A 25,875-nucleotide genomic window follows, 5' to 3' on the forward strand; every position below is an offset into this window, starting at 1 on the left:
GCCATGTCACAACCTTACTCTCTCAAGTTGGCCGCAGCGGCCGGGCCGCGTGCCACCACGCTGGGCGTGGGCCTGCTGCTGGCCCTGCTGATGCTGCTGCCGCTGGGGCACGCGGTGTTTCCAGAAGGCCACGCGCTACACGTGTCCGCCTACACCCTCACGCTTACCGGCAAAATCCTGTGCTACGCCATCGTGGCGCTGGCCATGGACCTGGTGTGGGGTTACACCGGCCTGCTCAGCCTGGGCCACGGCCTGTTCTTTGCGTTGGGCGGTTACGGCATGGGCATGTACCTGATGCGCCAGATCGGACGTGACGGCAATTACCAGAGCGACCTGCCCGATTTCATGGTGTTTCTGGACTGGAAAGAACTGCCGTGGTTCTGGCAGGGCAGCGAGCACTTTGCCTGGGCGCTGCTGGTGATCGTGCTGGTACCGGGCCTGCTGGCGCTGGTGTTCGGCTGGCTGGCGTTCCGCTCGCGCATCAAGGGCGTGTACTTTTCCATCATGACCCAGGCGCTCACCTTTGCCGCCATGTTGCTGTTCTTCCGTAACGAAACCGGCTTTGGCGGCAACAACGGCTTTACCGACTTCAAGCGCATCCTGGGTTTCGGCATTGCCGAGCCGGCCACCCGCGCCGTGCTGTTTGCTGCCACCGTGCTGCTGTTGGCGCTGGCACTGTGGGGTGCACGCTGGCTGGTGCAAAGCAAGTTCGGCCGCATCCTCACTGCCATCCGCGACGCCGAAAGCCGGCTGATGTTCTGCGGCTACAACCCGCTGTACTACAAGCTGGCCATCTGGGTGCTGTCGGCGGTGCTGTGCGCGCTGGCCGGTGCGCTGTACGTGCCGCAGGTGGGCATTATCAACCCCAGCGAGATGTCGCCGGGCAACTCTATCGAAATCGCCATCTGGGTAGCGCTGGGCGGCCGTGGCACGCTGATCGGCCCGGTGCTGGGCGCGGCCATCGTCAACGGTGCCAAGAGCTGGTTCACCGTGGCGTTTCCCGAGTACTGGCTGTTTTTCCTGGGCTTTTTGTTTATCGCCGCCACCCTGTTGCTGCCTAACGGCGTGCTGGGTCTGCTACGCAAGAAAGGGGCGCAATAATGTTGGCCGCATCCACACCCACCAGCCAGCGTGAAAACTGGGACGGCGAGGCCCGCGGCCTGGTCCACCCGGTAGACGGGCAGCTGGACACCCGCCACGGCGCCATCCTGTACCTGGACGACGTGACCGTGAGCTTCGATGGCTTTCGCGCGCTGAACAAACTCACGCTGGACATCGGCGTGGGCGAGCTGCGCTGCATCATCGGCCCCAACGGCGCCGGCAAAACCACCATGATGGACGTCATCACCGGCAAGACCCGCCCCGATAGCGGCAGCGTGTTCTTTGGCCAGACCATTGACCTGACGCGCCACACCGAGCCGGAAATCGCCCAGCTGGGCATAGGCCGCAAGTTCCAGAAGCCCACCGTGTTCGAAGCCATGAGCGTGCACGATAACCTGGCGCTGGCGCTGGCCGGCAATAAATCGGTCTGGGCCAGCTTGCGCTCGCGCCTGACCGGTGCACAGCGCGACCGCATCGGCGAGCTGCTGGCCACCATCCGCCTTACCGAGCACTACCAGCGCCCGGCAGGGCTGCTGTCGCATGGCCAGAAGCAGTGGCTGGAAATCGGCATGCTGCTGGCGCAAGAGCCGCAACTGTTGCTGCTGGACGAGCCGGTAGCCGGCATGACCGACGCCGAAACCGAAAAAACCGCCGAGCTGCTGCTCACGCTGAAAGGCCAGCACTCGCTGATGGTGGTGGAGCACGACATGGACTTTGTCGGCAGCATCGCGCAGAAGGTGACGGTACTGGCCGAAGGCAGCGTGCTGGCCGAGGGCAGCCTGGCGCAGGTGCAGGCCAATGAACGCGTTATCGAAGTGTATCTGGGGCGCTGAATCATGCTGAAAGTAGACAAACTCAACCAGTTCTACGGCGGCAGCCACATCCTGCGCGACGTAGCCTTTACCGCGCCGGTCGGCGAGGTGACCTGCATTCTGGGCCGCAACGGCGTGGGTAAAAGCACGCTGCTGCGCTGCCTGATGGGGCAGATCGCCGCCAAAAGCGGCGCCGTGCAGTGGCAGGGCGAAGACATCCAGCGCCTGGCCCCGCACCAGCGCGTAGCGCGCGGCATGGCGTATGTGCCGCAGGGGCGCGAGATCTTTGCCCGCCTCACCGTGGAAGAAAACCTGAAAATGGGTCTGGCGCGCTTTAGCGGCCGCCAGGGGCGCGACATCCCCGCCAGCGTGTACGAAATGTTCCCGGTGCTGAGCGAGATGCGCCACCGCCGTGGCGGCGACCTGTCCGGCGGCCAGCAACAACAGCTGGCCATTGGCCGCGCGCTGGTCAGCCAGCCCAGCCTGCTGATTCTGGACGAGCCCACCGAGGGCATCCAGCCGTCCATCATCAAGGACATCGGCACCGTGATCAAAAGGTTGGCCGCACGCGGCGACATGGCCATCTTGCTGGTAGAGCAGTACTACGACTTTGCCGAGGCGCTGGCCGACCGCTACGTGGTGATGTCGCGTGGCGAGGTGATCAAGGCCGGGCAGGGCAAGGACATGCCGCAGGACGGCGTGCGGGAGCTGCTGGCCATCTAGCCCCGCCGTGTGCCAAACCGGCCCCGTGTCATGCACTGGCACGGGGCTTGCAATACCGCATCTGACTTCACTTTTTGCCCATCCCCCCATGAAACCCGACGCTGTTGCCACCCTGCTGCCCCCGTCCTTGCTACAAGGCTGGCCGGCTACCCTGCAGCTGGCCTACGCCCGCGACGGCGCCCGCACCATTCCGGTGCTGCGCCGCCACACTGGCCCGCTACGGGTGCAGAAGCACTTTATCGGTGCCGACGGCAGCTGCGAGCACATCATCGTGCACCCGCCCGGTGGCGTGGCCGGCGGTGACAGCCTCACGCTGGACATCGACCTGCAGGCCGGCAGCGAGGTGCTGCTCACCAGCCCCGGCGCCGCCAAGTGGTATGACGGCTTTGGCCGCCAGGCGCAGCAGCAGCTCAGCATCCGCCAGGCGGCTGGCAGCGTGCTGGCGTGGCTGCCGCAAGAAACCATCCTGTTCGACGGCGCCGAGGTGCGCTTTGCCAGCCGTGTGGATCTGGCTGGCGACGCCCGCCTGCTATGGGGCGATGTGGTCTGCCTGGGCCGCCCTGCGGCCAACCTCTTATACCGCCGTGGTAGCTGGCGCCAACAGGGCGACATCTACCGCGACGGCCGGCTGATTTACAGCGAACGCACCGTGCTGCCCGCCGATAGCCACCTGCTGCACTCGCCGGTGGGCCTGGCGGGCCATAGCGTAGTGGCCACGCTGCTGTGGGCCGGGCCGGCGCTGCCGCCCGCGCTGCACGAGGCGGTGCTTGCTTTACCGCTGGCCGGCTGCGCCGCTGCCAGCCAGCTGGACGACGTGTGGCTGGCCCGCTTTGTCGGCGACGGTGCCGAGGCGGCGCTGGCCTGGCTGCGCGCCGCGCGCGACCTTATCCACCCCTTTACCCACGGCCGCCCGGCGCATGCACCGCGCATCTGGGCGACCTGATACCGAGGCAACACCATGGAACTGACCCCCCGCGAGAAAGACAAGCTGCTGATCTTTACCGCCGCCTTGCTGGCCGAGCGCCGCCGTGCCCGTGGCCTGAAGCTGAACTACCCCGAGGCGGTGGCCTTTATCAGCGCCGCCATCATGGAAGGCGCACGCGATGGCCAGAGCGTGGCCGCGCTGATGCACTACGGCACCACGCTGCTAACCCGCCACGACGTGATGGACGGCATACCGGAGATGATTCCGGATATCCAGGTAGAAGCCACCTTTCCCGACGGCACCAAGCTGGTGACCGTGCATCAACCCATTGTTTAGGAGCCGCCATGATCCCAGGGGAACTACTCGCTGCCAGTGGCGAGATCGAGCTGAACGTTGGCCGCGCCACGCTCACGCTGACGGTGGCCAATAGTGGCGACCGCCCGGTACAGGTGGGCTCGCACTACCACTTTGCCGAGGTCAACAACGCCCTGCTGTTCGACCGCGACGCGGCGCGCGGCTACCGGCTTAACATTGCCGCCGGTACCGCCGTGCGTTTCGAGCCCGGCCAGACGCGCACCGTCGAGCTGGTGGCGCTGGCGGGTTTGCGCCGTGTGTACGGCTTTCAGGGCAAGGTAATGGGGGCATTATGAAAATCAGCAGACAGGCTTACGCCGAGATGTTCGGCCCCACCACCGGCGACCGCGTGCGGCTGGCCGATACCGGCCTGCTGGCCGAAGTGGAACACGATTACACCGTGTACGGCGAAGAGGTGAAATTCGGCGGCGGCAAGGTGATTCGCGACGGCATGGGCCAGGGCCAGGGCCTGGCGGCCGAGGTGGCCGACACGGTGCTGACCAATGCGCTGATCCTGGACCACTGGGGCATTGTGAAAGCCGATATTGCGCTGAAAAACGGCCGCATCGCCGCCATCGGCAAGGCCGGTAACCCCGACATCCAGCCCGGCGTGGACATTGTGATCGGCGCGTCCACCGAGATCATCGCCGCCGAGGGCATGATCGTTACCGCTGGCGGCATCGATACCCACATCCACTTTATCTGCCCGCAGCAGATCGACGAAGCGCTGATGTCCGGCGTCACCACCATGATCGGCGGCGGTACCGGCCCGGCTACCGGCACCAACGCCACCACCTGCACGCCGGGGCCGTGGCATATGGCGCAGATGCTGAAAGCCGCCGAGGCGTTTCCCATGAACCTGGGTTTTACCGGCAAGGGCAACGCCAGCCTGCCGGAGCCGCTGCGCGAGCAAGTACGCGCCGGCGCCATCGGCCTGAAACTGCACGAAGACTGGGGCACCACGCCAGCCGCCATCGACAACTGCCTGAGCGTGGCCGACGAGATGGACGTGCAGGTAGCCATCCATACCGACACGCTGAACGAAGGCGGCTTTATCGAGGCCACCTTGGCCGCGTTCAAGGGCCGCACCATCCACACCTACCACACCGAAGGCGCGGGGGGCGGCCACGCACCGGACATCATCAAGGCCTGCGGCCAACGTAACGTGCTGCCCAGCTCCACCAACCCGACGCGGCCGTTCACCGTCAACACCATCGACGAGCACCTGGACATGCTGATGGTGTGCCATCACCTGGACCCAGCCATCGCCGAGGACGTGGCCTTTGCCGAAAGCCGCATCCGCCGCGAAACCATCGCCGCCGAAGACATCCTGCACGACCTGGGTGCCTTCGCCATGATGTCGTCCGACAGCCAGGCCATGGGCCGCGTGGGCGAAACCATCCTGCGCTGCTGGCAAACCGCCGACAAGATGAAGCAGCAGCGCGGCCCGCTGCCGGGCGACGGCCCCGGTAACGACAACGCCCGCATCAAGCGCTACCTGGCCAAGTACACCATCAACCCGGCCATCACCCACGGCATTGCCCACGAGGTAGGCAGCGTAGAGGTAGGCAAGCTGGCCGACCTGGTGATCTGGCGCCCGGCGTTTTTTGGCGTGAAGCCCAGCCTGATCCTGAAGGGCGGCATCATCGCCGCCGCCGCCATGGGCGATGCCAACGCCAGCATCCCCACGCCGCAGCCGGTGCATTACCGGCCGATGTTCGGTGCCTACGGCGGCGCCATTGCCGCCGGCAGCGTCACCTTTGTGTCGCAGGCGGCGCTGGCCGCCGGCGTGGGCGAGGCGCTGGGGCTGAAAAAGCGGCTGGTGGCGGTGCAAGGCTGCCGCAACGTGCAGAAAACCGACCTGATCCACAACGACTACCTGCCGGTAATCGAGGTAGACCCGCAAAACTACCAGGTGCGTGCCGACGGCCAGCTGCTGTGGTGCGAGCCAGCCAGCGTGCTGCCGATGGCGCAGCGCTACTTTCTTTTCTAAGGGGACACCATGCTGGTATTGCGACAACACGCCAGCGGCGGCCAGCCTGCCGACGAGCTGGTGCTGGATTTCGACCGCCGCTGCAAGACCCGGCTGCTTACCCGCAGCGCCGCCGGAGAAGAAGTGGGTGTGATGCTGACGCCGGGCAGCCCGCCGCTGCGCCATGGCGACCTGCTGCTGGCCGACGATGGCCGCTGTGTGCGCGTGGTGGCTGCCGCCGAGCCGCTGCTGCACGTGGCCTGCCACGACGCGGTGACGCTGGCGCGCGCGGCCTACCACTTGGGCAACCGCCACGTCAAAGTAGAAGTCGGCGCCGGCTGGCTGCGCCTGCTGCAAGACGACGTACTGGCCGACATGCTGCAGCAAATGGGCCTGCAGGTGGAAAGGTTGGCCGCAGGTTTTTCGCCGGAGCACGGCGCCTATGGCGGCGGCCATCACCATTCGCACGGCCAGGAAGCGGCGTTTCACTACGCGCCGAAAATCCACCAGTTCGAGGGGCAGCCATGAGCGGTACCGCTACCCGCCTGCAGCTGCTGCGCCTGGCCAGCCCTGGCTTGCCCATTGGCGGCTACAGCTACTCGCAGGGCATGGAAACCGCGCTAGACCTGGGCCTGGTACACGACGAAACCACGGCGCGGCACTGGCTGGCCGACCTGCTGGCCGGCCCGCTGTCACAGTTTGACGGCGCCATGTTGGCCGCCTGCTGCCGCGCGACAGCCGATGGCGAGGTGGCCGCTCTGCAGCGGCTTAACGCACAGCTGCTGGCCAGCCGCGACAGCCGCGAGCAGGTACTGGAAAGCACGCAGATGGGCTACTCGCTGCGCCAGCTGCTGCTGGGCCTGCGCGAAGGTAGCGACGCTGCCCTGTGGCCAGCCGGCGAGCCATTAAGCCTGCCGGTAGCCTGGGCACTGGCCGCCCGCTGCCTGCAATTGCCGGGCGAGCAGGCGCTGGAAGCCTGGCTGTGGGGCTGGCTGGAAAACCAGATCATGGTGCTGATGAAAGCCATGCCCATGGGGCAGAGCACCGGCCAGCGCCTGATCTCCAGCCTGCTGCCCGAGCTGGCCACCGCCGCCGCCCGCGCCTGGCAGCTGCCGGAAGACGACATCAGCAACTTTGCCCCCCTGTACGCCTGGGTGGCCCAGAAACACGAAACCCAATACAGCCGGTTGTTCCGGTCTTGACCCGATAAAAGGACACAGCATGAAACAGGCAGCATTACGCGTCGGCATTGGCGGCCCGGTGGGCTCCGGCAAGACCCACCTTACCTGGGCGCTGTGCACGGCGCTGCGCGACAAATACAACGTAGCCGCGGTCACCAACGACATCTACACCCAGGAAGACGCGCAGTTTCTGGTGCGTAACGAAGCGCTGGCGCCAGACCGCATCATCGGCGTGGAAACCGGCGGCTGCCCGCACACCGCCATCCGCGAAGACGCCTCCATCAACCTGGAAGCCGTGGCCCGGCTGAACGCCCGCCACCCTGGCCTGGACGTGATTTTCATCGAAAGCGGCGGCGACAACCTGGCCGCTACCTTCAGCCCCGAGCTGTCCGACCTCACGCTGTACGTGATCGACGTGTCCGCCGGCGACAAAATCCCGCGCAAAGGCGGCCCCGGCATCTGCAAAAGCGATCTGTTGGTGATCAACAAGATCGACCTGGCACCGCTGGTAGGCGCCTCGCTAGAGGTGATGGACCGCGACGCCAGCAAGATGCGCGGCGAGCGGCCGTTCATCTTCTCCAACCTCAAAAGCGGCCACGGCCTGGCCGACATCATCCGATTCATCGAAGAAAAAGGCATGCTCACCCTGAATGCCGAAGGAGCCCACCATGCGTAAACCCCTGTTATTTGTCCTGCTGGCTACTGCGGCCAACCTGGCGCAGGCCCACACCGGCCACGGTGCCGATGGCTTTGCCCACGGCTTTGGCCACCCGTTCTCCGGCCTGGACCACCTACTGGCTATGTTCGCCGTCGGCCTGTGGTCGGCCCAGCTGGGCGGCCACGCCCGCTGGCAAGGCCCGGCGCTGTTCGTGCTGATGCTGGCCGCCGGCGCGGCGCTGGGTGTAGCCGGTGTGGCGCTGCCGTGGCTGGAAAGCGGCATCGCACTGTCGGTATTGCTTAGCGGCATGCTGGTGGCCGCGCTGGCGCGCCCGCCACGCCTGTTGGCGATGGCCGCCATCGCTGGCTTTGCGCTATACCACGGCGTAGCCCACGGCCTGGAAATGCCGGCCGACGCCAGTGGCGCCGCCTACGCCGCCGGCTTCATGCTGGCCAGCGCGCTGCTGCACATTGCTGGCGTGGCAGTCGGCCAAGGCACGCTGCGCAGCGCCATGCTGCTGCGCGCGCTGGGCGCCGGTATTGCTGCCTCTGGCGCGTTGTTGCTGGTGGGCACGCTGTAACGGGCCTGCGGCCAACGTGACACGTAGCCCGGATAAGCCAACGGCGCATCCGGGGATGGGCTAGGCTGCATTTTGTCTATCCTGCTGGAGGTTGCGCCGTCTTCACCATTGCGGTCAACGTTGGCCGCAATGCCATCTACAGGGTTACGGTGCAGCGGTAATAACAAGGGCAAGCCTGCGGGCTTGCCCTTTTGTCATGGGGAGGAGACATGATGAATGGGCATGCCATGTAGGTTGGCGCTGAGCGCAGCGAAGCCCAACGTTCACCGCGCAAAACAGGATAGTTGCTTGAGGCCGATAAGATGAAGCCCAGCGTTTACCACCACAGGGAGGCAGGGCAATGCATTATCGGCGTAGCCTAGTGGCCGGCGGCACCTGGTTTTTCACCGTCAATCTGGCTGACCGCCACCAGGATTATCTGATTCGCCTTATTGATGTTTTGCGACAGGCCGTCAGGCTGACACGAAGCCGCCACCCGTTCGAAATAATTGCCATGGTGGTATTACCAGACCATCTGCACGCTATCTGGACCCTGCCGCCTGGCGATGCTAATTACCCGCTACGCTGGGCGCTGATCAAGTCTATGTTTTCACGCGGTTTGCCCCAAACCGAATTTATCCGCGAAAGCCGCCTGGCCAAGCGAGAGCGCGGTATCTGGCAGCGACGTTATTGGGCGCATCAATTTCGCGATGAAGCAGATTGGCAAGCGCACGTGGATTACATCCATTTCAATCCGCTAAAGCATGGCTATGTGCAGCGCGTAGCCCGGATAAGCCAACGGCGCATCCGGGGATGAGCTGGCGCTATATTGCCCCGGATGCGGCCATGCCTTATCCGGGCTACGGTTTACGGGCTATGGCACGGCAGGTTTGCTTGCGCGCTACGAAGCCCTGCCGCCCATGCATCAGCAAGAAACGCCAGCCATGAAAAAAGCCAGCCCTCGGGCTGGCTTTTGCGTAGTGCAGGGTGGCTTAGCGCAGGCCCAGTACGTCTTGCATGTCGAACAGGCCGTGCGGTTTAGCGGCCAGCCAGCCGGCGGCGCGTACGGCGCCGTTGGCGAAGGTGGCGCGGCTGCTGGCTTTGTGGGTGATTTCCACGCGTTCGCCCAGGGCGGCAAACAGCACGGTGTGGTCGCCCACTACGTCGCCGGCGCGCACGGTGGCAAAGCCGATGGTGCCGGGGTCGCGCTCGCCGGTAACGCCTTCGCGGCCGTATACGGCGCAGTCTTTCAGGTCGCGGCCCAGCGCGTTGGCGACCACTTCGCCCATCCGCAGTGCGGTGCCGGACGGGGCGTCTACCTTGAAGCGGTGGTGGGCTTCGGTGATTTCAATATCGTAGCCTTCGTTCAGCACGCGGGCGGCCATGTCCAGCAGCTTGAAGGTGAGGTTCACGCCCACGCTGAAGTTGGCCGCAAACACGATGCCGATGTGCTCGCCAGCGGCCTGGATGGCGGCTTTGCCGGCGTCGTCGAAACCGGTGGTGCCGATGATCATCTGTACTTTGTGCTGTACGCAGGCGGCCAGGTATTGCAGGGTGGCTTCCGGGCGGGTGAAGTCGATCACCACGTGGGCGCCGTCCAGCGCGGCGGTAAAGTCGCTGCTGATTTTGACACCGGTGTCGCGGCCCATGAACAGGCCGGCGTCCTGGCCGATGAACGGCGATTCGGCGCGGTCGATGGCGGCGTGCAGGCGCGCACCCGGGGTGGCAAGGACGGATTCGATCAGCGTGCGGCCCATGCGGCCTGCGGCGCCAACGATGACGATGTTCAAGGTGCTCATGCTTTATCTTTGTCCGGCATTAGGGTTGGTGTTATCCAGTGTCGGGCGCAGGGCAGGGAAGGCCTGGCCTTCGATACGGCTGACGACGTCTTTATCGAAATAGACGGTCAGGCGTTTTTCTTCGGTAGGTTTGCCCTGGCGTTCTATGCGGTAGGCGTAGTCCCAGCGGTCGCCGTGAAAAATATCGGCCAATAGTGGTGTGCCCAGCAGAAATTTTACCTGGGGGCGGGTCATGCCGGTTTTGACGCGGGAAACGGCATCTTCCGTTACATAATTGCCTTGTTGCACGTCCATCCGGTGTGCGGTCAGCCAGGTCGTGGGGTTAAACGAGCTGCAGGCGGACAGGAACAGGACTGCAATAAGGGGGAAAGACTTGAGCATCATAGCCATGGCGCCAGGGTCACAGTTGGGGAATCGGTGAAAAGGTTTTATCATACTGTAAGACCGCCAACCACGATATACATACACCACATGAACAAAGCCAGCCATTTGAAGGGGATCGGCCTGAAAGCCACCGGTCCGCGCCTGCGTATTCTCGACCTGTTCGAGACCAGCGAAGACCGGCATATGTCGGCTGAGGACGTCTACAAGAAGCTGATCTCCGAGGATGCCGACATCGGCCTGGCCACCATTTACCGCGTGCTGACCCAGTTCGAGCAGGCGGGTATTCTGATTCGCCACCACTTCGAGTCGGGCAAAGCGGTATACGAGCTGAACCAGGGCGGCCACCACGACCACATGGTGTGCTACCGCTGTGGCAAGGTGACCGAGTTTTTCGACCCGGAAATCGAAGCCCTGCAAAACCGCATTGCCGAGCAACACGGTTTCAAGATCAAGGATCACTCGCTCTATCTGTATGGCGAGTGCAGCGACTGCGCCAACTGCGAGCCTAAATACTTCAAGCGATGATCCCGGTACTGGGCGCCGCGCATGCCTTTCCGCCGGTAAACCGTGCGCTGGCAGAGCCGGATGGCCTGCTGGCAGCTGGCGGCGATTTGTCTGCCGGCCGTTTGCTGGCGGCGTATCGCAGTGCTGTTTTCCCCTGGTTTTCCCCCGGCGACCCTATCTTGTGGTGGTCGCCATCCCAGCGCATGGTGCTGGAGCCGGCGCGGGTGCGCGTGACCCGCTCGTTGGCCAAGGCGCTGCGCAACCGCGCTTATCACATCACCATCAACCAGGCTTTTGACACCGTGATGCGCGCCTGCGCTGCGCCACGCGGTGGCCAGGCCGGTACCTGGATTACCGACGAGATGGTGGCAGCGTACGGCGAGCTGCACCGCCAGGGCTACGCGCATTCTTACGAGTGCTGGCAGGATGGCCAGCTGGCCGGCGGGCTGTACGGGGTGGCAGTTGGCCGCATGTTTTATGGCGAGTCCATGTTTCACCGCGCCACCGATGCCTCCAAAATGACCTTTGTCAGCATGGCGCGGCACCTGCACCGGCATGGTTTTGCCATGGTGGATTGCCAGATGTTTACGCCGCATCTGGAAAGCCTGGGTGCACAGCTGATCTCGCGTGACGAATTTATTGCTAGACTGGAAAGAGCCATCCATCTACCGCAGCCGCCAGGCATGTGGGAGGACGAATTCCGCCATGAGCCACCGCGATGACGCGATTGCCGTCGTGCACTTCTATGCCACGGCACCTTACCCCTGCAGCTACCTGGAAGGCCATCAGGCCCGTTCCCAGGTAGCCATCCCGGCCGATGCCATCGATGGCAGCGTGTACTCGCGCCTGGTGGGGCTGGGTTTTCGCCGTAGTGGCCACTTTACCTACCGCCCGTATTGCGATGACTGCCGCGCCTGTGTGCCGGTACGCCTGGCTGCGGCCGAGTTTCGCCCCAGCCGCAGCCAGCGCCGCGCGGCCAAGGCGCACGGTGCTTTGTCTACCCGCATCTTGCCGCTGGCGTTTTCCGACGAGCATTACCAGCTGTACTACCGCTACCAGCACGCCCGCCACGATGGTGGCGGCATGTCGGATGATGACCCGGTGCAGTACGCCGAGTTCATTCTGAAAAGCCGGGTGGATAGCTGGCTGGTGGAGTTCCGCGAGGACGGCGTGCTGCGCATGGTGAGCCTGATCGACCGGCTGGACGACGGCTTGTCGGCGGTGTACACCTTTTTCGACCCGGATGTACCCGGTGCGTCTTACGGCGTGTACAACGTGTTGTGGCAGGTGGAGCTGGCTTGCCACCTGGGTTTGCCGTATGTGTACCTGGGCTACTGGATCAAGGCCTCGCCCAAGATGGTGTACAAGCAGCATTACCGCCCGCTGCAGATGCTGGACAACGGCCGCTGGGTACCGTTTCGCGACGATATGGCCCCCTGACGTACCCAGGGTTGGCCGCATAAACAGCAAGGCCCGGCGTAGCCGGGCCTTGTGCTTTGCAGCTGCGCTGCTTATTTGCGCTGCAGCGCGTCGGCGCATTCGCTGATCAGCCCCGGGCCGCGGTAGATCAGGCCGGAGTACAGCTGTACCAGCGTGGCGCCGGCGTCGATTTTTTCGCGTGCGTCGTCACCGGACAGGATGCCGCCCACGCCGATGATGGGCAGGGCGCCGTCCAGCGCGCGTGCCAGGTTGCGGATCAGTGCGGTAGAGCGCTCGCGCACTGGCGCGCCGGACAGGCCGCCGGCTTCGCCCGCCAGCGCATGGCCGGCGATCTCGCTGCGCGACAGCGTGGTGTTGGTGGCGATCACCGCGTCCAGGCGGTGCTGGGTCAGCAGGCGGGCGATGTCGTCGGTTTGCTCGGCGTCCAGATCCGGCGCAATTTTCACGGCCAGCGGTACGTAGCGACCGTACTGGTCGGCCAGGCGCGACTGGCGGTTTTTCAGTGCGGCCAGCAGGTCGGACAGCTCGTCGGCCTGCTGCAGCTGGCGCAGGTTTTTGGTGTTGGGCGAGGAGATGTTTACCGTGATGTAGCTGGCGCATTCGTACACGCGGTCCAGGCAGGTGAGGTAGTCGTCCTTGGCGTTTTCGATCGGGGTGGCAGCGTTTTTGCCGATATTGATGCCCAGAATGCCCTTGAAGCGGCTGTGGCGCACGTTGTCCAGCAGCACGTCCACGCCTTTGTTGTTAAAGCCCATGCGGTTGATGATGCCCTGGTGCTCGGGCACGCGGAACAGGCGCGGCTTGGGGTTGCCGTCTTGCGGGCGCGGGGTGATGGTGCCGATTTCGATAAAACCGAAACCCAGTGCCGCCAGCGCGTCGATGTGGTCACCGTTCTTGTCCAGGCCAGCGGCCAGGCCTACCGGGTTGGGGAAGGTCAGCCCCATGGCTTTTACCGGGTTGCGGCCAACCTTGCGGGTAACGAGGCCGGTGAGCTGCAACTGGTGGGCGGTATCCAGCATTTTCAGCGTGGTTTCGTGGGCAGACTCGGCATCGGTGCGGAACAGCAAGGGGCGTAGCAGGGGGTAAAGCATAGGGTCTCCGTGGGCGAAAAAACGCCCGGCATTATAACCGGGCGGGGGTGTTTTGGGGCTGCGCCGTGCGGGGCGCTGTGGCGCAGCCGGCCACAGCGCTAGACGATCTGGCAGGCTTCGTCAAAGCCCAGGCGTGGCGAGCGCGGGTACACCTTGGTGGCGTCGCCGTAGCCTAGGTTGATCAGGAAGTTGGCTTTTACATTGCCCTGCGGGAAGAACGCGGCTTCCACGGCGGCGGCGTCAAAGCCGGACATCGGGCCGCAATCCAGCCCCAGTGCGCGGGCGGCCATGATCAGGTAGGCGCCTTGCAGGCTGCTGTTGCGAAAAGCGGTGGCCTGGATGGCGGCGTCGTTGCCGGCAAACCAGCTACGGGCGTCGGCGTGCGGGAACAGCTTGGGCAGCTGGTCGTAAAACTGCATGTCCATGCCCACGATTACGCATACCGGGGCGGTCATGGTTTTGTCCACATTGCCTTCCATCAGGCAGGGTTTCAGCTTGGCTTTGGCGGCATCCGATTGCACGAATACAAAGCGGGCCGGGCTGCAGTTGGCACTGGTGGGCGCCATTTTCAGCAGGTCGTACAGCTGGTGCAGGGTGCTGTCGCTGATGGCACGGTCTTGCCAGGCATTGTGGCTGCGTGCGTTGCCGAATAGCTGTTCCAGGGCAGATTGGCTGATATGCGTGGTCATGGCGTGTTGTCTCCGTGCTATAGGTCTTGTCGGGTGCTTACTGAGGCATTTTCACCGCGATGCCGCCAGGCAGGCTGTCCTGGCCACTCGTTGTGTTGGAAATAATGGTAATGGCCACGCGGCGGTTTTGTGCGCGGCCTTCTGGTGTGTCGTTATCGGCAGAGGGCTTGGTTTCACCGCGGCCTACCGCCACCAGCCGCTCTGGCGCAATGCCGTTTTCCATGAACAGACGCACGATACTGCCGGCGCGGGCGGCAGACAGCTCCCAGTTGGATGGGAAAAAGGCATTGCGGATGGGGGTGTTGTCGGTAAAGCCTTCTACCTGTACCTGGTTATCTACGGTGGCCAGCTGGCGTGCTACGTCGGCCAGCAGGGCAGGCGAGGTGCCGTTGGGCGCGGCCTGGCCGGCGGGGAACAGCGCGGTGTCCTTGATCTCGATGTGCACGCCTTCTTCGTCTTGCCGCATGGACAGCTGGCCGCCTTGTATCAGCGGTGCCAGGCTCTTGGCCAGGCCGCTGGACAGCGTTTCCAGCTTGCGCCGCTCTTTCATGCGCGCCTCGCTCTTGATGGCGGTGGCAATCGGCTTGGTATCGGGGATCTCGATCATGGTGTTGGCCCCGCCGCTGGGCGGCGTTACCTGGATGGCCAGGTTGCCGCTGCGAAAGGCATCGGTCATGGCGCTGGACAGCACGCGGTACTTGCCCTCGTTGACTTGCGAAATGGCGTACATCACCACAAAAAAGGCGAACAGCAGGGTAATGAAGTCGGCGTAGGAAACCAGCCAGCGTTCATGGTTTTCGTGTTCTTCTTCCTCGCGTCGGCGTCGGGCCATGGTGCGCTTCCTGCAAAAAGGTTGGCCGCAAGGTGCGGCCAACGTGGGTTGCTCTGTGGGGTGGCAGCTTAGTGCAGCCGGGTCTCACCCAGCATGGCGCGTACGCCACCGCTAAACGAGACGCCGATGCGGCGTGCCACGCGGCTGGCCAGGTCGTCGTCCGGGGTGAAATCCACCAGCTCTTCGGCCTTGATCACATCGCGCGCTACCGAGCCCACCGAGCCCAGGCCGTCGGCCAGGCCCAGCTGTATGCCACTGCTGCCCAGCCAGACGCGGCCGCTAAACAGCTCCGGGTCGTCTTTCAGGCGCTTGCCACGGCCTTGCTTGACCACGGCAATAAACTGGGCGTGGATTTCGTCCAGCATGGCCTGGCGGATGGCTTCCTGTTGCGGGTTGGCCGGCGAGAACGGGTCGCCCATGCCTTTATTGCTGCCGGCGGTGGCCAGGCGGCGCTCGATGCCCAGCTTGTCCATGGCCTTGTCAAAGCCGAAGCCGTCCGAAATCACGCCAATGGAGCCAACGATGCTGGCCTTATCAACATAGATGCGGTCAGCAGCCGCAGCAATGTAGTAACAGCCGGACGCGCACACTTCTTCTACTACCATGTACACCGGAATCTTGGGGTGCAGCTTTTTCAGGCGCAGGATTTCATCGTTGGCCATGCCGGACAGGGCAGGGCTGCCGCCTGGGCTGTTGGCACGGATGATGATGCCGCGGGTGTTTTGGTCTTCATAGGCGGCCAGCATGCCATCCAGCATCTTGGCGGTAACATTGCTTTCGCTATCGATGGCGCCATCCAGCGATACCACGGCGGTGTGGGGCTGCCCCATGGCTTTGCTGTTATTGCGGCTTTCCATGTCGCTGTACATCAGCCAGACAAAGCCTGCCAGCACAGCCAGCCAGGCCAGGCGGAAAAAGATTTTCCAGCGCCGGGCACGGCGTTGTTCGGTCAGGGAGGCGGTAGCCAGTTTTTCGATCAGCTGGCGTTCCCAGGTGCGGTCTTGTTCCACGCTATTCCTTTGTTCTAGGGGGCTGAGTCAGGCAGATAGTATACATGCCCATCGCATTCTGCCGTGTGCAGCTTCTGCAGGCTGCGCCCGTGGCAGGGGCCGGCAATACACAGGCCGCTGTCGGGCCGGTAGAGTGCGCCGTGCAGGCTGCAGATCAGGTACAGGCCGCTACTATCGAAAAAACGGCCGTCCTGCCAGTCCAGCTCGGTGGGTACGTGGCGGCAGCGGTTCAGGTAGGCGTGTACCACGCCCTGGTGGCGTACGGCAAAGGCGGCGGCCTGCTCGCCCTGCCATCGCACGGTAAAGCGTACGCCTTTGCCACCGTCTGCCAGCTCGCTGCTGGCGGCGATCAATTGCCGTGCATCAGCCATTGTTGCAGCTCGGTGTAACGGTGGAAGATGGCCTGCGGGCCGCAATCCTGCAACACATCCAGCGGGTGGGCGCCGTAGCTCACGCCTGCGCTGTGGGTGCCGGCATGGCGCGCCATCAGCAGGTCGTGGCTGGTGTCGCCTACCATCAGTGTGCGGGCAGGCTGCATGCCGGTGTGTTCGCAGATCTGCAGCAGCATGTCCGGGTGGGGCTTGCTGTGGCATTCGTCCACCGTGCGCGTGGTGACAAAGCGCGACTGCAAGCCGGTGCTGGCCAGGGCGTGGTTCAGCCCGCTACGGCTTTTGCCGGTGGCTACTGCCAGCAGATAGCCAGCGTCTTCCAGTGCGGCCAACCCTTCCTGTACGCCATCGAACAGCTCCACGGTTTCTTCCTGATGCACATACTGGTGGCGGTAGGCGTCGGCCATGGCCTGGTGGGTAGCCGCCGGCAGCTGGGGGTAGATGTGGCGCATGGCGTCGATCAGCCCCAGGCCGATCACGTGGCTGGCGGCTTCGCGGCTGGGTTCGGGCAGGCCCAGCTGCACGCAGGCTCGCTGGATGCTGCGCACGATATGCGCGGTGGAGTCCATCAGGGTGCCGTCCCAGTCAAAGACGATCAGGTCGTAGGCGTGTCGCATGGTGGTCAAATTTTATCCAGGGTGTCCAGGAAACGGCTGAGCTCTTTGGGCAGCGGTGCGTGCAGCTGCAGTGGCTCGCCGGTGAGCGGGTGGGGCAGGCTCAGGTTGGCCGCATGCAGGAACATGCGCTTCAGCCCGCGGCGCTGCAGCTCGCGGTTGGCGGCAAAGTCACCATATTTTTCGTCACCGGCGATGGCGCAACCATTGGCCTGCATATGCACGCGAATCTGGTGGGTGCGGCCGGTGCGCAGCAGGGCTTCGACCAGCGTCAGGTCGGCGTAGCGTTGCTGCACGGTGAAAATGGTGTGTGCGTAAATGCCCTGGTCTTCGTCCACACGTACCATGCGCTCGCCGCTAGGGGTGTGAAAGCGGTGTAGCGGCAGCTTGACGTGGCGCACATTGCCCGGCCACTGGCCCAGGCCCAGCGCAAAGTAGCGCTTTTGCGGTACGTCGTTGCGAATCATCTCGTGCAGCTTGACCAGTGCCGAGCGTTTTTTGGCGATCATCAGCAGGCCGGAGGTTTCACGATCCAGGCGGTGTACCAGCTCCAGATAGCGTGCGTCAGGGCGGGCGCGGCGTAGCTGTTCGATCACGCCAAACGACACGCCGCTGCCGCCGTGCACGGCCACACCGGCCGGCTTGTTGATCACCAGCAGGGCGTCGTCTTCGTACACGATGGGGAACTCGTGCTGCGGAATGTGGCTGGTGGCGGCGGCCGGTTTTTCGGCAATGCGGATAGGCGGAATGCGCAGCTCGTCGCCCAGGTTCAGGCGGTGCTGGGCGTCGGCGCGGCCTTTGTTTACGCGCACCTCGCCCGAGCGGATGATGCGGTAGATATGGCTTTTCGGTACGCCTTTGAGCAGGCGCACCAGGTAGTTATCCAGGCGCTGGTCGGCGCCATTTTCGTCTACCTTGTGAAGTGTCACGGAATCTTTGCGAATATCAGTCATATTGCTTATACTTCGTGGGCTTTGTCGCGCAGAAATTGCAGCGGCAGAAAGCACACCGGTTTAGGGTCGCAGAGTTATCGATTGCGGCGCTGCTGCGCAACATCAACCGGCCGGCAGGCTAAGCGCCTGACCTGATGCCGGTTTCCCGGTCGCAGCCAAGGTTATCTCGCTCACCCAAAAGTAGCGATGTTAATGCATTTACATGCATGACGCACTCACGCCAGTTTCCATTCCGGAACGATCAAGCCCGTTCCGGGGTTCGCAGCAAAATTTGACCCGGCGTGGCCCGCACGCCTCTTTTTTCCCGGCCAGGTGCTGGACGGGACAGAACCATCGCAAGTGCGCAGTTTGCACTACCGGGGCCACGTGAAATAACAACAGGAAGTCGGCTTAGCCATCGCAGTCATTTCGCTCTTTACTGAACACTTCTTTCGGCATGCGCCCATCTCAATCACTGGGCCGTCAAATACTTGCTGTACCCCTTCCGTGAGTGCACGCGTAGGGATTGTTATTACATGAAACGCATGCTTTTCAATGCGACGCAGGCAGAAGAACTGCGCGTCGCCATTGTTGATGGTCAAAAGCTGATTGACCTCGACATCGAAACCGTTGGTAAAGAACAGCGCAAAGGGAACATCTACAAGGGCACGATCACCCGCATCGAGCCTTCCCTGGAAGCTTGTTTTGTCGATTACGGCACCGAACGTCACGGTTTTCTTCCTTTCAAAGAAGTTTCCCGCAGCTATTTCCAGAACTACGACGGCGGCCGCCCGCGCATCCAGGATGTGCTGCGCGAAGGCATGGAAGTCGTTGTACAAGTAGAAAAAGACGAGCGTGGCAACAAGGGCGCTGCCCTCACCACCTACGTCAGCCTGGCTGGCCGCTACGTGGTGCTGATGCCGAACAACCCGCGTGGTGGTGGCGTATCGCGCCGCATCGAGGGCGAAGAGCGCCAAGAGCTGAAAGACCTGCTGTCGCAGCTGGAAGTGCCGAACGGCATGAGCCTGATTGCGCGTACCGCTGGTATCGGCCGCAGCCTGGAAGAGCTGCAATGGGATCTGAACTACCTGCTGCAACTGTGGCGTGCCGTAGACGGTGCTGCCGGTGCGCAGTCCGCGCCGTTCCTGATCTTGCAGGAAGGCAGCCTGGTGATTCGCGCCATTCGCGACTACTACCAGCCTGACATCGGCGAGATCCTGATCGACACCGAAGAAATCTACGAACAAGCCCGCCAGTTCATGAGCCACGTGATGCCCAACAACGTTGGCCGCGTGAAACTCTACAAAGACCCGGTGCCGCTGTTCTCCCGCTTCCAGATCGAACACCAGATCGAAACCGCCTTCTCGCGTGCGGTTACCCTGCCGTCCGGCGGTGCCATCGTGATCGACCACACCGAAGCACTGGTGTCGGTAGATGTGAACTCGGCACGCGCCACCAAGGGTTCCGATATCGAAGACACGGCCTTCCGTACCAACCTGGAAGCCGCCGAAGAAATCGCCCGCCAGCTGCGCCTGCGCGACCTGGGTGGCCTGATCGTGATCGATTTTATCGACATGGAAAGCCAGAAAAACCAGCGCGACGTGGAAAACCGCCTGCGCGAAGTGCTGAAGCACGACCGTGCCCGCGTACAAATGGGCAAGCTGTCGCGTTTTGGCCTGCTGGAGCTGTCGCGTCAGCGCCTGCAGCCTAGCCTGGGCGAAACCAGCCACGTACCGTGCCCGCGTTGCCATGGTATCGGTTTTATCCGCGGTATTGAATCTTCCGCTCTGCACATCCTGCGCATCATTCAGGAAGAAGCCATGAAGGAAAACACCGGTGCGGTACACGCACAGGTGCCGGTAGATGTGGCCACCTTCCTGCTGAACGAAAAACGCGCCGAGATTTACTCCATCGAAGCCCGTCTCGATGTGGCTGTGGTGCTGATCCCGAACCTGCACCTGGAAACCCCGCATTACAAGATCGTGCGCGTACGTCACGACGATCTGGCCGAAGTCAGCGAGGCACCAAGCTATCGCCGTGTCGAGCTGCCGGAAGAAGACGCAGCCCACCCGTTTGGCCAGGAAAAACCGAAAGTAGAGCGCCAGGAAGCGGCAGTAAAAGGCATTACCCCGGCCCAGCCTGCCCCGATGGCAGCTGATCCGGTGCCGGCTGCAGCACCTGTAGCACCGGCTGCTGCGCCTGTGGCTGCCCGTCGTGATGAGCCAGGCCTGATCGCCAAGATCGTTGGCTGGTTCAAGGGTCTGCTGGGTGAAGAACCGGCTGCTGCCGCACCCGCCCCGGTTGCCGAAGTGAAAAAGCCGCAACGCGAAGCGCGTAACCCGCGCCAGCGTAACGAGCGCCGCCCTGGCGCGCGCCGTGACCGCGAAGATGGCCGTGGCAATCGCGATGAGAATCGTGCCAACCGCGAGCCGCGCGAAGAGCGCCAGCCGCGCCAGGCAGACGAGCAGCGTCGCCGCCCGCAAGCGGCCGATGTGCCGCAGCGTGAAGAGCGCGAGCCGCGCAGCGAGCAACAGCCACGCCAGGAGCGCGCACCGCGCCGCGAACGTGAACCGCGCGAGCCACGCGAGCAGCGTGAAAACGTGCAGCGTGCCGAGCTGGGTGATGCCGCGCCGAAAGAGCGCGAAACCGCCCCGCGTAACGAACGCCGCCGCGAGCGCAACCGCGACGCCGGTCGTGAAGCGAAAGAGCTGGTGCAGGCGCCTCTGCTGGCAGAAGAGCAGCAGGCTGCTGTGGTTGTGCCGGCACAGGAAGACGCTGTCGAAGCCGTGGCAGATGCCGCCGTGGTTGCTGCCGCAGATGCCGGTAGCGCCGAGCCGCGTGAGCGCCGTCGTCGTCGTTCCCGCCGCGATCGCCGCGATGATGCTGTTGTGGCAGAGCAGGGCGAAGCTGTAGCCGGAACCGTAGAAGGTGCGGTAGACGTAGTGGCAGAAGTGGCCGAGCAAGCTGCAGCCCCGGTGTCGCAGCCGGTCGTGGCAGCAGAAGCGGCACCTGTGGCCGTGGAGACTGTCGTGGCAGAAGCAGTAGAGCTTGTTGCTGCGGCCGAGCCGGTTGCGGTGGTGTCGGAGCCGGTGGCTGTTGAATCTGTGGCAGAAGTGGCTGCAGAGCCGGTGCAGCCGCAGGTTGAGGAGGCTGTTGTCGAGCAGCCGGTGAGTGTGGCAGAGGCTGTGGCCGAAGCCCCGACACAAGTTGAAGAAGCGCCTGTCGCCGTAGCTGTTGAAGCTGAGCCTGTTGTACAGGCTGTAGTTGAAACCGTCGCCGCGCCTGAGTCCGCCGTGGTTGCCGAGCCGGTAGCGGTAGTAGCAGCCGAGCCAGTAGCCGATCTGGGTGGTTTGGTACTGGTGACCACGCGCCCTGCATCCGAGCTGCCGGTAGTGGAAGTGGCTCCGGTGGAGGTGAAAGGCAAGCGCCGCCGCGAGGTGGTGCGCGAAGTGGCTGAGGTAGCCCCGCTGGAGCTGGTGCAGGTACAAACTGCACGTAACGACAGCTAAGTCATTGTTCCTTCGTCAGGCCTGAAAAGTTTATCGATTCAGGCTTGACGAAAAGGCAGGCGCTGCCTACAATGCGCACCTCTCTAAGGCAATTCCCTGATAGCTCAGTCGGTAGAGCGACGGACTGTTAATCCGCAGGTCGCAGGTTCGAGCCCTGCTCGGGGAGCCAGAAAATTTAGAAGTAGTGCTTCGGTAGTACTTCAAGCAAGTTGTGTTCCCTGATAGCTCAGTCGGTAGAGCGACGGACTGTTAATCCGCAGGTCGCAGGTTCGAGCCCTGCTCGGGGAGCCAGAAAATTTAGAAGTAGTGCTTCGGTAGTACTTCAAGCAAGTTGTGTTCCCTGATAGCTCAGTCGGTAGAGCGACGGACTGTTAATCCGCAGGTCGCAGGTTCGAGCCCTGCTCGGGGAGCCAGAAAATTCAGAAGTAGTGCTTCGGTAGTACTTCAAGCAAGTTGTGTTCCCTGATAGCTCAGTCGGTAGAGCGACGGACTGTTAATCCGCAGGTCGCAGGTTCGAGCCCTGCTCGGGGAGCCAAAAAATTCAGAAGTAGTGCTTCGGTAGTACTTCAAGCAAGTTGTGTTCCCTGATAGCTCAGTCGGTAGAGCGACGGACTGTTAATCCGCAGGTCGCAGGTTCGAGCCCTGCTCGGGGAGCCAGATACAAGACAAAACCCGCCTTTTGGCGGGTTTTGTCTTTTTTGCTTTGTACCAGCGTATCCGCATGGCGCTGTAGCCTGTAGCTAGCCAGCTCAGGGCTTGCTCGGTACGGGGTTGGCCGCAGCCTTGTCGCCGGGGCTGGGCAGTGGCCGCGATAGTGCCTGCTGCAGCATGCGCTCATGCTCGCCGCTTTGTTGTAGTTGCTGCATGGCCTGTTGCAGCTTGCTTACGGTCACGCCAGGTGTGCCGTGGCTGGCTGCCAGAAACAGGGTGCGAACCGGCGCAATGGCCGTGGTTTTGTGCAGGAAAGACGCTGGCAGGTTGCTTTGCTGCAGGGTGGCCTGTACACGGTAGGGCGAGCCTGCCATATAAGCCACGCTGCCACTGCGCAGCATGCGCAGGCAGTCGTTGTGGCTGCCGGTGAGTACCAGCTGCATGGTGTGATCACTGTCTTGCTGCCGCAGGGCTTCTTCGCTGACGTCTTTGCGCACCGTGCAAATGCTGCAGCAGCGCAGGATCTGCTGCAGGGATGGCTCCGCCCCGTGCACGGCTGTCTCTAGCCGCCACAGAAATTGCTGTGTCTGGCTGAGCTTGCCTATCCAGATGAATTTGTTTTCGCGCTCAGGTGTGCGTGCCAGGCTGAATAGCAGGGTGTTGGGGCGCGACTGGGCGATCGCCATGGCGCGTGCCCACGGGTAGACAACGGTTTGTGCCTGCAGGCCGCTGAGTGCCAGCGCACGCTGCACAATGAGCGCGTGGGCGCCGTCGGCGGTATCGTCATTGCTGAAGGTGTTATATGGTGGCCACGGCTCGGTAACGGCAATCAGCCCTTTGTCGGCCTGCTGCCCATGTGCCGCAAGGCTTGCCAGCAGCAGGCAGCCGGCAAGCCGGTAGCTTGCCTGACGGCAGGTGTGCGCTGCGGTGCTGGGGTACGGTGGCTGGAGCATGGTGGGTTTCCGGCTGGCCTGTTTACTTAGTGTGGCTGATGTTGCCGGAACTGCAAGCTTTGCTGGCCAAGTGTGGCGGTAGTGGTACCAAGAAAAACACCCCCGGCGAGATGCACGGGGGTGTGTGATGCAGGGCTTGGCAAGCTTACTTGCTGGCTACCCAGTCTTGGGCGCTGGCCAGGGCACTGGCCAGGTTTTCCGGCTGGGTGCCGCCGGCCTGGGCCATATCCGGGCGGCCACCGCCTTTGCCGCCGACCTGTTGGGCTACATGGTTGACCAGCTCGCCAGCCTTGAAGCGGCCGGTCAGGTCTTTGGTCACGCCAGCAATCAGCGCGACCTTGCCGTCGGCCTTGCTACCCAGCACGATCACGGCAGAGCCCAGCTTGTCTTTCAGTTTGTCCAGCGTGTCGCGCAGGGTGGCGTTATCGGCGCCTTCCAGCTCGGCGGCCAGCAGTTTTACGCCGTTCACCTCGCTGGCTTGTTCGGCCAGGCTATCACCTGCGCTGGCAGCCAGTTTGGCCTTGATACCCGCCAGCTCTTTCTCCAGCGCTTTCAGGTCGGCCTGCAGGCTGCCAATCTTGTTCAGCACTTCGTCGCTGCTCTGGGCTTTCAGGTTGGCCGCAGCGGCCTTCAGCAGGCTGTCTTGCGCCTGTACGTAGGCTACCGCGCCTTCGCCAGTGACTGCTTCGATACGGCGTACGCCAGCGGCTACGCCGCCTTCGGCGACGATCTTGAAGAAGCCGATATCGCCAGTGCGTTGTACGTGGGTACCACCGCACAGTTCGGCGGAGAAGTCGCCCATGCTCAATACGCGTACTTCGTCGCCGTATTTTTCGCCAAACAGCGCCATGGCGCCGGCGCGTACGGCGTCGTCGAAGCTCATCAGCTGGGCTTTCACTTCGTAGTTGGCCGCAATCACGTGGTTCACCAGGCGTTCGATCTCGGCGATTTCTTCTGCGGTGACCGGCTGGCCGTGGGCAAAGTCGAAGCGGGTGCGCTCCGGGTTCACCAGCGAGCCCTTCTGGGCCACGTGGGTGCCCAGTACCTTGCGCAGCGCAGCGTGCAGCAAGTGGGTAGCCGAGTGGTTGCGAGTGGTTGCCAGGCGCTGGTGCAGGTCGATGGTGGCTTGCACGGTGTCGCCTACTTTCAGCGCACCACGCGCCAGGCGGCCGGTGTGGCCGAAGACTGCTGCTTTCACTTTCTGCGTGTCGGCAACGTCAAACAGCGCGTCTACGCCGCCGGTTAGCGAGATCTCGCCCACGTCGCCTACCTGGCCACCGCCTTCGGCGTAGAAGGCAGTGTGGTCCAGCACCACCACGCCTTCGTCGCCAGCAGCCAGGCTGTCTACTTGCTCGGTGCCTTTGTACAGCGCCACGATGCGCGCATCGGTGCTGGTCTGGGTGTAGCCGTGAAAGGTGGTGTCGCTGCCTTCGTAGCTCAGGCTGCCGGCTACCTTGAAGGCAGACGCGGCGCGGGCGCGGGTGCGTTGTGCTTCCATGGCGCGCTCGAAGCCGTCCATGTCTACATCGATATTGCGTTCGCGGCAGATGTCGGCGGTCAGGTCTACCGGGAAGCCGTAGGTGTCGTACAGTTTGAAGATGGTGTCGCCATCCATGGCGGTCTTGCCACCCGCCAGTGCGGCGTCAACCAGCGCCATGCCGGTGTCCAGCGTTTCGGCAAACTTGATCTCTTCGGAGCGTAATGCGTCTTCGATCTGGGCTTGTTGCTGGCGCAGCTCGGGGTAGGCATCACCCATCTCGGCGACCAGGTCGGCCACGATCTTGTGGAAGAACAGGCCTTTCTGGCCCAGCTTGTAACCGTGGCGGATAGCACGGCGGGCAATGCGGCGCAGCACGTAGCCGCGGCCGTCAGCGGACGGCAGAATGCCGTCGGCGATCATGAAGGAGCAGGCGCGGATGTGGTCGGCGATCACTTTCAGCGACGGCACGTCCTGGCTGTAGGCCACGCCGGTTTCACGCGCTGCAGCGCGTACCAGGCAGGCCAGGGCGTCGGTTTCGTAGTTCGATTTTACGCCCTGCAGTACGGTGGACAGGCGCTCCAGGCCCATACCGGTATCCACGGACGGTTTCGGCAGCGGGTGCAGGGTGCCGGTTTCGTCGCGGTTAAATTGCATGAACACGTTATTCCAGATTTCCATGTAGCGGTCGCCGTCTTCGTCCGGGCTGCCTGGAGGACCGCCGGCCACGCTTGGACCGTGGTCATAGAAAATCTCGGTACACGGGCCACACGGGCCGGTGTCGCCCATGGTCCAGAAGTTGTCGGACGCGTACGGTGCGCCTTTGTTGTCGCCAATGCGCACGATCTTGTCGGCAGGCACGCCTACCACTTTGTGCCAGATGTCGTACGCTTCGTCATCGCTGGCGTACACGGTCACCATCAGCTTGTCTTTGGGCAGGTTCAGCCACTGTTCGCCGGTGAGGAATTCCCAGGCAAAGGTGATGGCGTCGTGCTTGAAGTAGTCGCCAAAGCTGAAGTTGCCCAGCATTTCAAAGAAAGTGTGGTGGCGGGCGGTGTAGCCCACGTTTTCCAGGTCGTTGTGCTTGCCGCCGGCGCGCAGGCATTTCTGGCTGGTGGTGGCGCGGGTGTAGTCGCGTTTTTCAAAGCCCAGGAACAGGTCTTTGAACTGTACCATGCCGGCCACGGTGAACATCAGGGTAGGGTCGTTGCCCGGAATCAGGCTGCTGGACGGGACAACCTGGTGATTTTTGGAAGCAAAAAAGTCCAGAAACTTCTGGCGAATGGCGGAGGTTTTCATGATTTATGGGTCGTATT

Annotated in this window: 27 protein-coding genes and 5 tRNA genes; 21 read left to right on the plus strand and 11 right to left on the minus strand. The window is 63.2% G+C overall.

Translation table 11 applies throughout. The features are described from left to right. Positions 1-3: 3 nt before the first annotated feature. The 12 genes from urtC to ACZ9XP_RS03405 all read left to right on the plus strand — a co-directional run bounded on the left by urtC (position 4) and on the right by ACZ9XP_RS03405 (position 9,102). Entirely contained in the window at positions 4-1,101 is a 1,098-nt protein-coding gene (gene urtC / locus ACZ9XP_RS03350) for an urea ABC transporter permease subunit UrtC (RefSeq protein WP_147685777.1), read from the plus strand. Beyond that, positions 1,101-1,934 (plus strand): urea ABC transporter ATP-binding protein UrtD, encoded by an 834-nt coding sequence (urtD, locus tag ACZ9XP_RS03355; protein WP_147685779.1) that lies wholly within the window; start codon positions 1,101-1,103, stop codon positions 1,932-1,934. The genes urtC and urtD overlap by 1 nt, the downstream gene beginning before the upstream one ends. 3 nt (positions 1,935-1,937) lie before the next feature. Continuing rightward, complete coding sequence (urtE, locus tag ACZ9XP_RS03360; protein ID WP_147685782.1) at positions 1,938-2,636, plus strand: urea ABC transporter ATP-binding subunit UrtE; 699 nt, start codon at positions 1,938-1,940, stop codon at positions 2,634-2,636. A gap of 88 nt (positions 2,637-2,724) precedes the next feature. After that, on the plus strand, positions 2,725-3,579 hold the full coding sequence (locus ACZ9XP_RS03365) for an urease accessory protein UreD (RefSeq protein ID WP_465187990.1): 855 nt from the start codon (positions 2,725-2,727) through the stop codon (positions 3,577-3,579). Positions 3,580-3,594: 15 nt separating this feature from the next. After that, complete coding sequence (locus ACZ9XP_RS03370; protein ID WP_147685786.1) at positions 3,595-3,897, plus strand: urease subunit gamma; 303 nt, start codon at positions 3,595-3,597, stop codon at positions 3,895-3,897. An 8-nt stretch (positions 3,898-3,905) separates the two neighbouring features. Beyond that, positions 3,906-4,211, plus strand: coding sequence for an urease subunit beta (locus ACZ9XP_RS03375; protein WP_438698022.1), 306 nt, complete (start codon positions 3,906-3,908; stop codon positions 4,209-4,211). Next, positions 4,208-5,908 (plus strand): urease subunit alpha, encoded by a 1,701-nt coding sequence (gene ureC / locus ACZ9XP_RS03380; RefSeq protein WP_147685790.1) that lies wholly within the window; start codon positions 4,208-4,210, stop codon positions 5,906-5,908. Before ACZ9XP_RS03375 ends, ureC begins: the two co-directional genes overlap by 4 nt. A 9-nt stretch (positions 5,909-5,917) precedes the next feature. Next, positions 5,918-6,415, plus strand: a complete 498-nt coding sequence (gene ureE, locus ACZ9XP_RS03385; RefSeq protein WP_465187991.1) for an urease accessory protein UreE — start codon at positions 5,918-5,920, stop codon at positions 6,413-6,415. Then, positions 6,412-7,089 carry an urease accessory protein UreF gene (locus tag ACZ9XP_RS03390; RefSeq protein WP_465187992.1) on the plus strand — a complete coding sequence of 226 codons (678 nt, stop codon included), beginning with the start codon at positions 6,412-6,414 and terminating at the stop codon, positions 7,087-7,089. The genes ureE and ACZ9XP_RS03390 overlap by 4 nt, the downstream gene beginning before the upstream one ends. A 19-nt stretch (positions 7,090-7,108) precedes the next feature. Further along, the gene (gene ureG / locus ACZ9XP_RS03395; protein ID WP_017508886.1) at positions 7,109-7,744 is read left to right on the plus strand and encodes an urease accessory protein UreG; all 636 of its coding nucleotides are present in this window, start codon (positions 7,109-7,111) and stop codon (positions 7,742-7,744) included. Then, the gene (locus tag ACZ9XP_RS03400) at positions 7,737-8,306 is read left to right on the plus strand and encodes a HupE/UreJ family protein (protein ID WP_465187993.1); all 570 of its coding nucleotides are present in this window, start codon (positions 7,737-7,739) and stop codon (positions 8,304-8,306) included. Before ureG ends, ACZ9XP_RS03400 begins: the two co-directional genes overlap by 8 nt. A gap of 340 nt (positions 8,307-8,646) precedes the next feature. Continuing rightward, entirely contained in the window at positions 8,647-9,102 is a 456-nt protein-coding gene (locus tag ACZ9XP_RS03405; protein ID WP_465187994.1) for an REP-associated tyrosine transposase, read from the plus strand. Positions 9,103-9,277: 175 nt separating this feature from the next. On the opposite strand, the gene dapB is transcribed toward ACZ9XP_RS03405, so the two are convergent. Together dapB and ACZ9XP_RS03415 are read right to left on the minus strand one after the other, a co-directional pair. Then, a complete protein-coding gene (gene dapB, locus ACZ9XP_RS03410; RefSeq protein ID WP_465187995.1) occupies positions 9,278-10,084 on the minus strand; it encodes a 4-hydroxy-tetrahydrodipicolinate reductase in 807 nt (268 codons plus the stop codon). Between the two features lie 3 nt (positions 10,085-10,087). Beyond that, positions 10,088-10,468 (minus strand): outer membrane protein assembly factor BamE, encoded by a 381-nt coding sequence (locus ACZ9XP_RS03415; RefSeq protein ID WP_017508890.1) that lies wholly within the window; start codon positions 10,466-10,468, stop codon positions 10,088-10,090. Positions 10,469-10,555: 87 nt separating this feature from the next. On the opposite strand from ACZ9XP_RS03415, the gene fur reads away from it, so the two are divergent. Genes fur through ACZ9XP_RS03430 form a run of 3 tightly spaced genes read left to right on the plus strand, consistent with a single transcriptional unit; the run spans position 10,556 to position 12,412 of the window. After that, the gene (fur, locus tag ACZ9XP_RS03420; protein ID WP_147685809.1) at positions 10,556-10,993 is read left to right on the plus strand and encodes a ferric iron uptake transcriptional regulator; all 438 of its coding nucleotides are present in this window, start codon (positions 10,556-10,558) and stop codon (positions 10,991-10,993) included. Further along, positions 10,990-11,694, plus strand: coding sequence for a leucyl/phenylalanyl-tRNA--protein transferase (gene aat / locus ACZ9XP_RS03425; RefSeq protein WP_465187996.1), 705 nt, complete (start codon positions 10,990-10,992; stop codon positions 11,692-11,694). The genes fur and aat overlap by 4 nt, the downstream gene beginning before the upstream one ends. Then, positions 11,678-12,412, plus strand: a complete 735-nt coding sequence (locus ACZ9XP_RS03430; protein WP_147685813.1) for an arginyltransferase — start codon at positions 11,678-11,680, stop codon at positions 12,410-12,412. Before aat ends, ACZ9XP_RS03430 begins: the two co-directional genes overlap by 17 nt. A 71-nt stretch (positions 12,413-12,483) precedes the next feature. Here ACZ9XP_RS03430 and ACZ9XP_RS03435 read toward each other — a convergent pair whose 3' ends face one another. From ACZ9XP_RS03435 to ACZ9XP_RS03465, 7 genes are all read right to left on the minus strand, one after another. Next, a complete protein-coding gene (locus ACZ9XP_RS03435) occupies positions 12,484-13,503 on the minus strand; it encodes a quinone-dependent dihydroorotate dehydrogenase (protein ID WP_465187997.1) in 1,020 nt (339 codons plus the stop codon). A 98-nt stretch (positions 13,504-13,601) separates the two neighbouring features. After that, positions 13,602-14,192, minus strand: a complete 591-nt coding sequence (locus ACZ9XP_RS03440) for a malonic semialdehyde reductase (protein WP_147694299.1) — start codon at positions 14,190-14,192, stop codon at positions 13,602-13,604. Between the two features lie 37 nt (positions 14,193-14,229). Beyond that, complete coding sequence (gene motD, locus ACZ9XP_RS03445) at positions 14,230-15,024, minus strand: flagellar motor protein MotD (RefSeq protein ID WP_465187998.1); 795 nt, start codon at positions 15,022-15,024, stop codon at positions 14,230-14,232. Between the two features lie 68 nt (positions 15,025-15,092). Beyond that, a complete protein-coding gene (locus ACZ9XP_RS03450) occupies positions 15,093-16,034 on the minus strand; it encodes a S49 family peptidase (RefSeq protein WP_465187999.1) in 942 nt (313 codons plus the stop codon). 14 nt (positions 16,035-16,048) lie between these two features. Beyond that, the gene (locus ACZ9XP_RS03455) at positions 16,049-16,405 is read right to left on the minus strand and encodes a Rieske (2Fe-2S) protein (RefSeq protein WP_465188000.1); all 357 of its coding nucleotides are present in this window, start codon (positions 16,403-16,405) and stop codon (positions 16,049-16,051) included. Further along, positions 16,384-17,040 (minus strand): HAD-IIIA family hydrolase, encoded by a 657-nt coding sequence (locus ACZ9XP_RS03460; RefSeq protein ID WP_465188084.1) that lies wholly within the window; start codon positions 17,038-17,040, stop codon positions 16,384-16,386. The genes ACZ9XP_RS03455 and ACZ9XP_RS03460 overlap by 22 nt, the downstream gene beginning before the upstream one ends. 5 nt (positions 17,041-17,045) lie before the next feature. Next, positions 17,046-17,990: an RluA family pseudouridine synthase gene (locus ACZ9XP_RS03465; RefSeq protein ID WP_465188001.1), complete on the minus strand. Its 945-nt coding sequence runs from the start codon at positions 17,988-17,990 to the stop codon at positions 17,046-17,048. 515 nt (positions 17,991-18,505) lie between these two features. On the opposite strand from ACZ9XP_RS03465, the gene ACZ9XP_RS03470 reads away from it, so the two are divergent. The 6 genes from ACZ9XP_RS03470 to ACZ9XP_RS03495 all read left to right on the plus strand — a co-directional run bounded on the left by ACZ9XP_RS03470 (position 18,506) and on the right by ACZ9XP_RS03495 (position 22,135). Beyond that, positions 18,506-21,478 carry an Rne/Rng family ribonuclease gene (locus ACZ9XP_RS03470; RefSeq protein WP_465188002.1) on the plus strand — a complete coding sequence of 991 codons (2,973 nt, stop codon included), beginning with the start codon at positions 18,506-18,508 and terminating at the stop codon, positions 21,476-21,478. Positions 21,479-21,571: 93 nt separating this feature from the next. Next, positions 21,572-21,647 (plus strand) — tRNA-Asn (locus ACZ9XP_RS03475). Positions 21,648-21,693: 46 nt separating this feature from the next. Beyond that, positions 21,694-21,769, plus strand: a tRNA-Asn gene (locus ACZ9XP_RS03480). A gap of 46 nt (positions 21,770-21,815) precedes the next feature. After that, a tRNA-Asn gene (locus ACZ9XP_RS03485) sits at positions 21,816-21,891 on the plus strand. Positions 21,892-21,937: 46 nt separating this feature from the next. Beyond that, positions 21,938-22,013, plus strand: a tRNA-Asn gene (locus ACZ9XP_RS03490). Positions 22,014-22,059: 46 nt separating this feature from the next. Next, positions 22,060-22,135: transfer RNA gene (locus ACZ9XP_RS03495), tRNA-Asn, on the plus strand. 92 nt (positions 22,136-22,227) lie between these two features. Here ACZ9XP_RS03495 and ACZ9XP_RS03500 read toward each other — a convergent pair. Continuing rightward, positions 22,228-23,082, minus strand: coding sequence for a type 2 periplasmic-binding domain-containing protein (locus ACZ9XP_RS03500; RefSeq protein WP_147684536.1), 855 nt, complete (start codon positions 23,080-23,082; stop codon positions 22,228-22,230). A 145-nt stretch (positions 23,083-23,227) separates the two neighbouring features. Beyond that, the gene (gene alaS / locus ACZ9XP_RS03505; protein ID WP_147684538.1) at positions 23,228-25,858 is read right to left on the minus strand and encodes an alanine--tRNA ligase; all 2,631 of its coding nucleotides are present in this window, start codon (positions 25,856-25,858) and stop codon (positions 23,228-23,230) included. Between the last annotated feature and the right edge of the window lie 17 nt (positions 25,859-25,875).

It is taken from the genome of Vogesella perlucida, assembly GCF_979366545.1.

What these genes read in the sequence shown, in the direction of transcription:
- ACZ9XP_RS03430 (WP_147685813.1), top strand. Translation starts at nt 11,678, where the DNA reads ATGAGCCACCGCGATGACGCGATTGCCGTCGTGCACTTCTATGCCACG.
- ACZ9XP_RS03405 (WP_465187994.1), top strand. Translation starts at nt 8,647, where the DNA reads ATGCATTATCGGCGTAGCCTAGTGGCCGGCGGCACCTGGTTTTTCACC.
- motD (WP_465187998.1), bottom strand. Translation starts at nt 15,024, where the DNA reads ATGGCCCGACGCCGACGCGAGGAAGAAGAACACGAAAACCATGAACGC.
- ureG (WP_017508886.1), top strand. Translation starts at nt 7,109, where the DNA reads ATGAAACAGGCAGCATTACGCGTCGGCATTGGCGGCCCGGTGGGCTCC.
- dapB (WP_465187995.1), bottom strand. Translation starts at nt 10,084, where the DNA reads ATGAGCACCTTGAACATCGTCATCGTTGGCGCCGCAGGCCGCATGGGC.
- urtE (WP_147685782.1), top strand. Translation starts at nt 1,938, where the DNA reads ATGCTGAAAGTAGACAAACTCAACCAGTTCTACGGCGGCAGCCACATC.
- ACZ9XP_RS03455 (WP_465188000.1), bottom strand. Translation starts at nt 16,405, where the DNA reads ATGGCTGATGCACGGCAATTGATCGCCGCCAGCAGCGAGCTGGCAGAC.
- ACZ9XP_RS03465 (WP_465188001.1), bottom strand. Translation starts at nt 17,990, where the DNA reads ATGACTGATATTCGCAAAGATTCCGTGACACTTCACAAGGTAGACGAA.
- ACZ9XP_RS03400 (WP_465187993.1), top strand. Translation starts at nt 7,737, where the DNA reads ATGCGTAAACCCCTGTTATTTGTCCTGCTGGCTACTGCGGCCAACCTG.
- ACZ9XP_RS03440 (WP_147694299.1), bottom strand. Translation starts at nt 14,192, where the DNA reads ATGACCACGCATATCAGCCAATCTGCCCTGGAACAGCTATTCGGCAAC.
- ACZ9XP_RS03365 (WP_465187990.1), top strand. Translation starts at nt 2,725, where the DNA reads ATGAAACCCGACGCTGTTGCCACCCTGCTGCCCCCGTCCTTGCTACAA.
- ACZ9XP_RS03460 (WP_465188084.1), bottom strand. Translation starts at nt 17,040, where the DNA reads ATGCGACACGCCTACGACCTGATCGTCTTTGACTGGGACGGCACCCTG.
- ureC (WP_147685790.1), top strand. Translation starts at nt 4,208, where the DNA reads ATGAAAATCAGCAGACAGGCTTACGCCGAGATGTTCGGCCCCACCACC.
- ACZ9XP_RS03390 (WP_465187992.1), top strand. Translation starts at nt 6,412, where the DNA reads ATGAGCGGTACCGCTACCCGCCTGCAGCTGCTGCGCCTGGCCAGCCCT.
- fur (WP_147685809.1), top strand. Translation starts at nt 10,556, where the DNA reads ATGAACAAAGCCAGCCATTTGAAGGGGATCGGCCTGAAAGCCACCGGT.
- alaS (WP_147684538.1), bottom strand. Translation starts at nt 25,858, where the DNA reads ATGAAAACCTCCGCCATTCGCCAGAAGTTTCTGGACTTTTTTGCTTCC.
- aat (WP_465187996.1), top strand. Translation starts at nt 10,990, where the DNA reads ATGATCCCGGTACTGGGCGCCGCGCATGCCTTTCCGCCGGTAAACCGT.
- urtD (WP_147685779.1), top strand. Translation starts at nt 1,101, where the DNA reads ATGTTGGCCGCATCCACACCCACCAGCCAGCGTGAAAACTGGGACGGC.
- urtC (WP_147685777.1), top strand. Translation starts at nt 4, where the DNA reads ATGTCACAACCTTACTCTCTCAAGTTGGCCGCAGCGGCCGGGCCGCGT.
- ACZ9XP_RS03500 (WP_147684536.1), bottom strand. Translation starts at nt 23,082, where the DNA reads ATGCTCCAGCCACCGTACCCCAGCACCGCAGCGCACACCTGCCGTCAG.
- ACZ9XP_RS03435 (WP_465187997.1), bottom strand. Translation starts at nt 13,503, where the DNA reads ATGCTTTACCCCCTGCTACGCCCCTTGCTGTTCCGCACCGATGCCGAG.
- ACZ9XP_RS03470 (WP_465188002.1), top strand. Translation starts at nt 18,506, where the DNA reads ATGAAACGCATGCTTTTCAATGCGACGCAGGCAGAAGAACTGCGCGTC.
- ureE (WP_465187991.1), top strand. Translation starts at nt 5,918, where the DNA reads ATGCTGGTATTGCGACAACACGCCAGCGGCGGCCAGCCTGCCGACGAG.
- ACZ9XP_RS03375 (WP_438698022.1), top strand. Translation starts at nt 3,906, where the DNA reads ATGATCCCAGGGGAACTACTCGCTGCCAGTGGCGAGATCGAGCTGAAC.
- ACZ9XP_RS03415 (WP_017508890.1), bottom strand. Translation starts at nt 10,468, where the DNA reads ATGATGCTCAAGTCTTTCCCCCTTATTGCAGTCCTGTTCCTGTCCGCC.
- ACZ9XP_RS03370 (WP_147685786.1), top strand. Translation starts at nt 3,595, where the DNA reads ATGGAACTGACCCCCCGCGAGAAAGACAAGCTGCTGATCTTTACCGCC.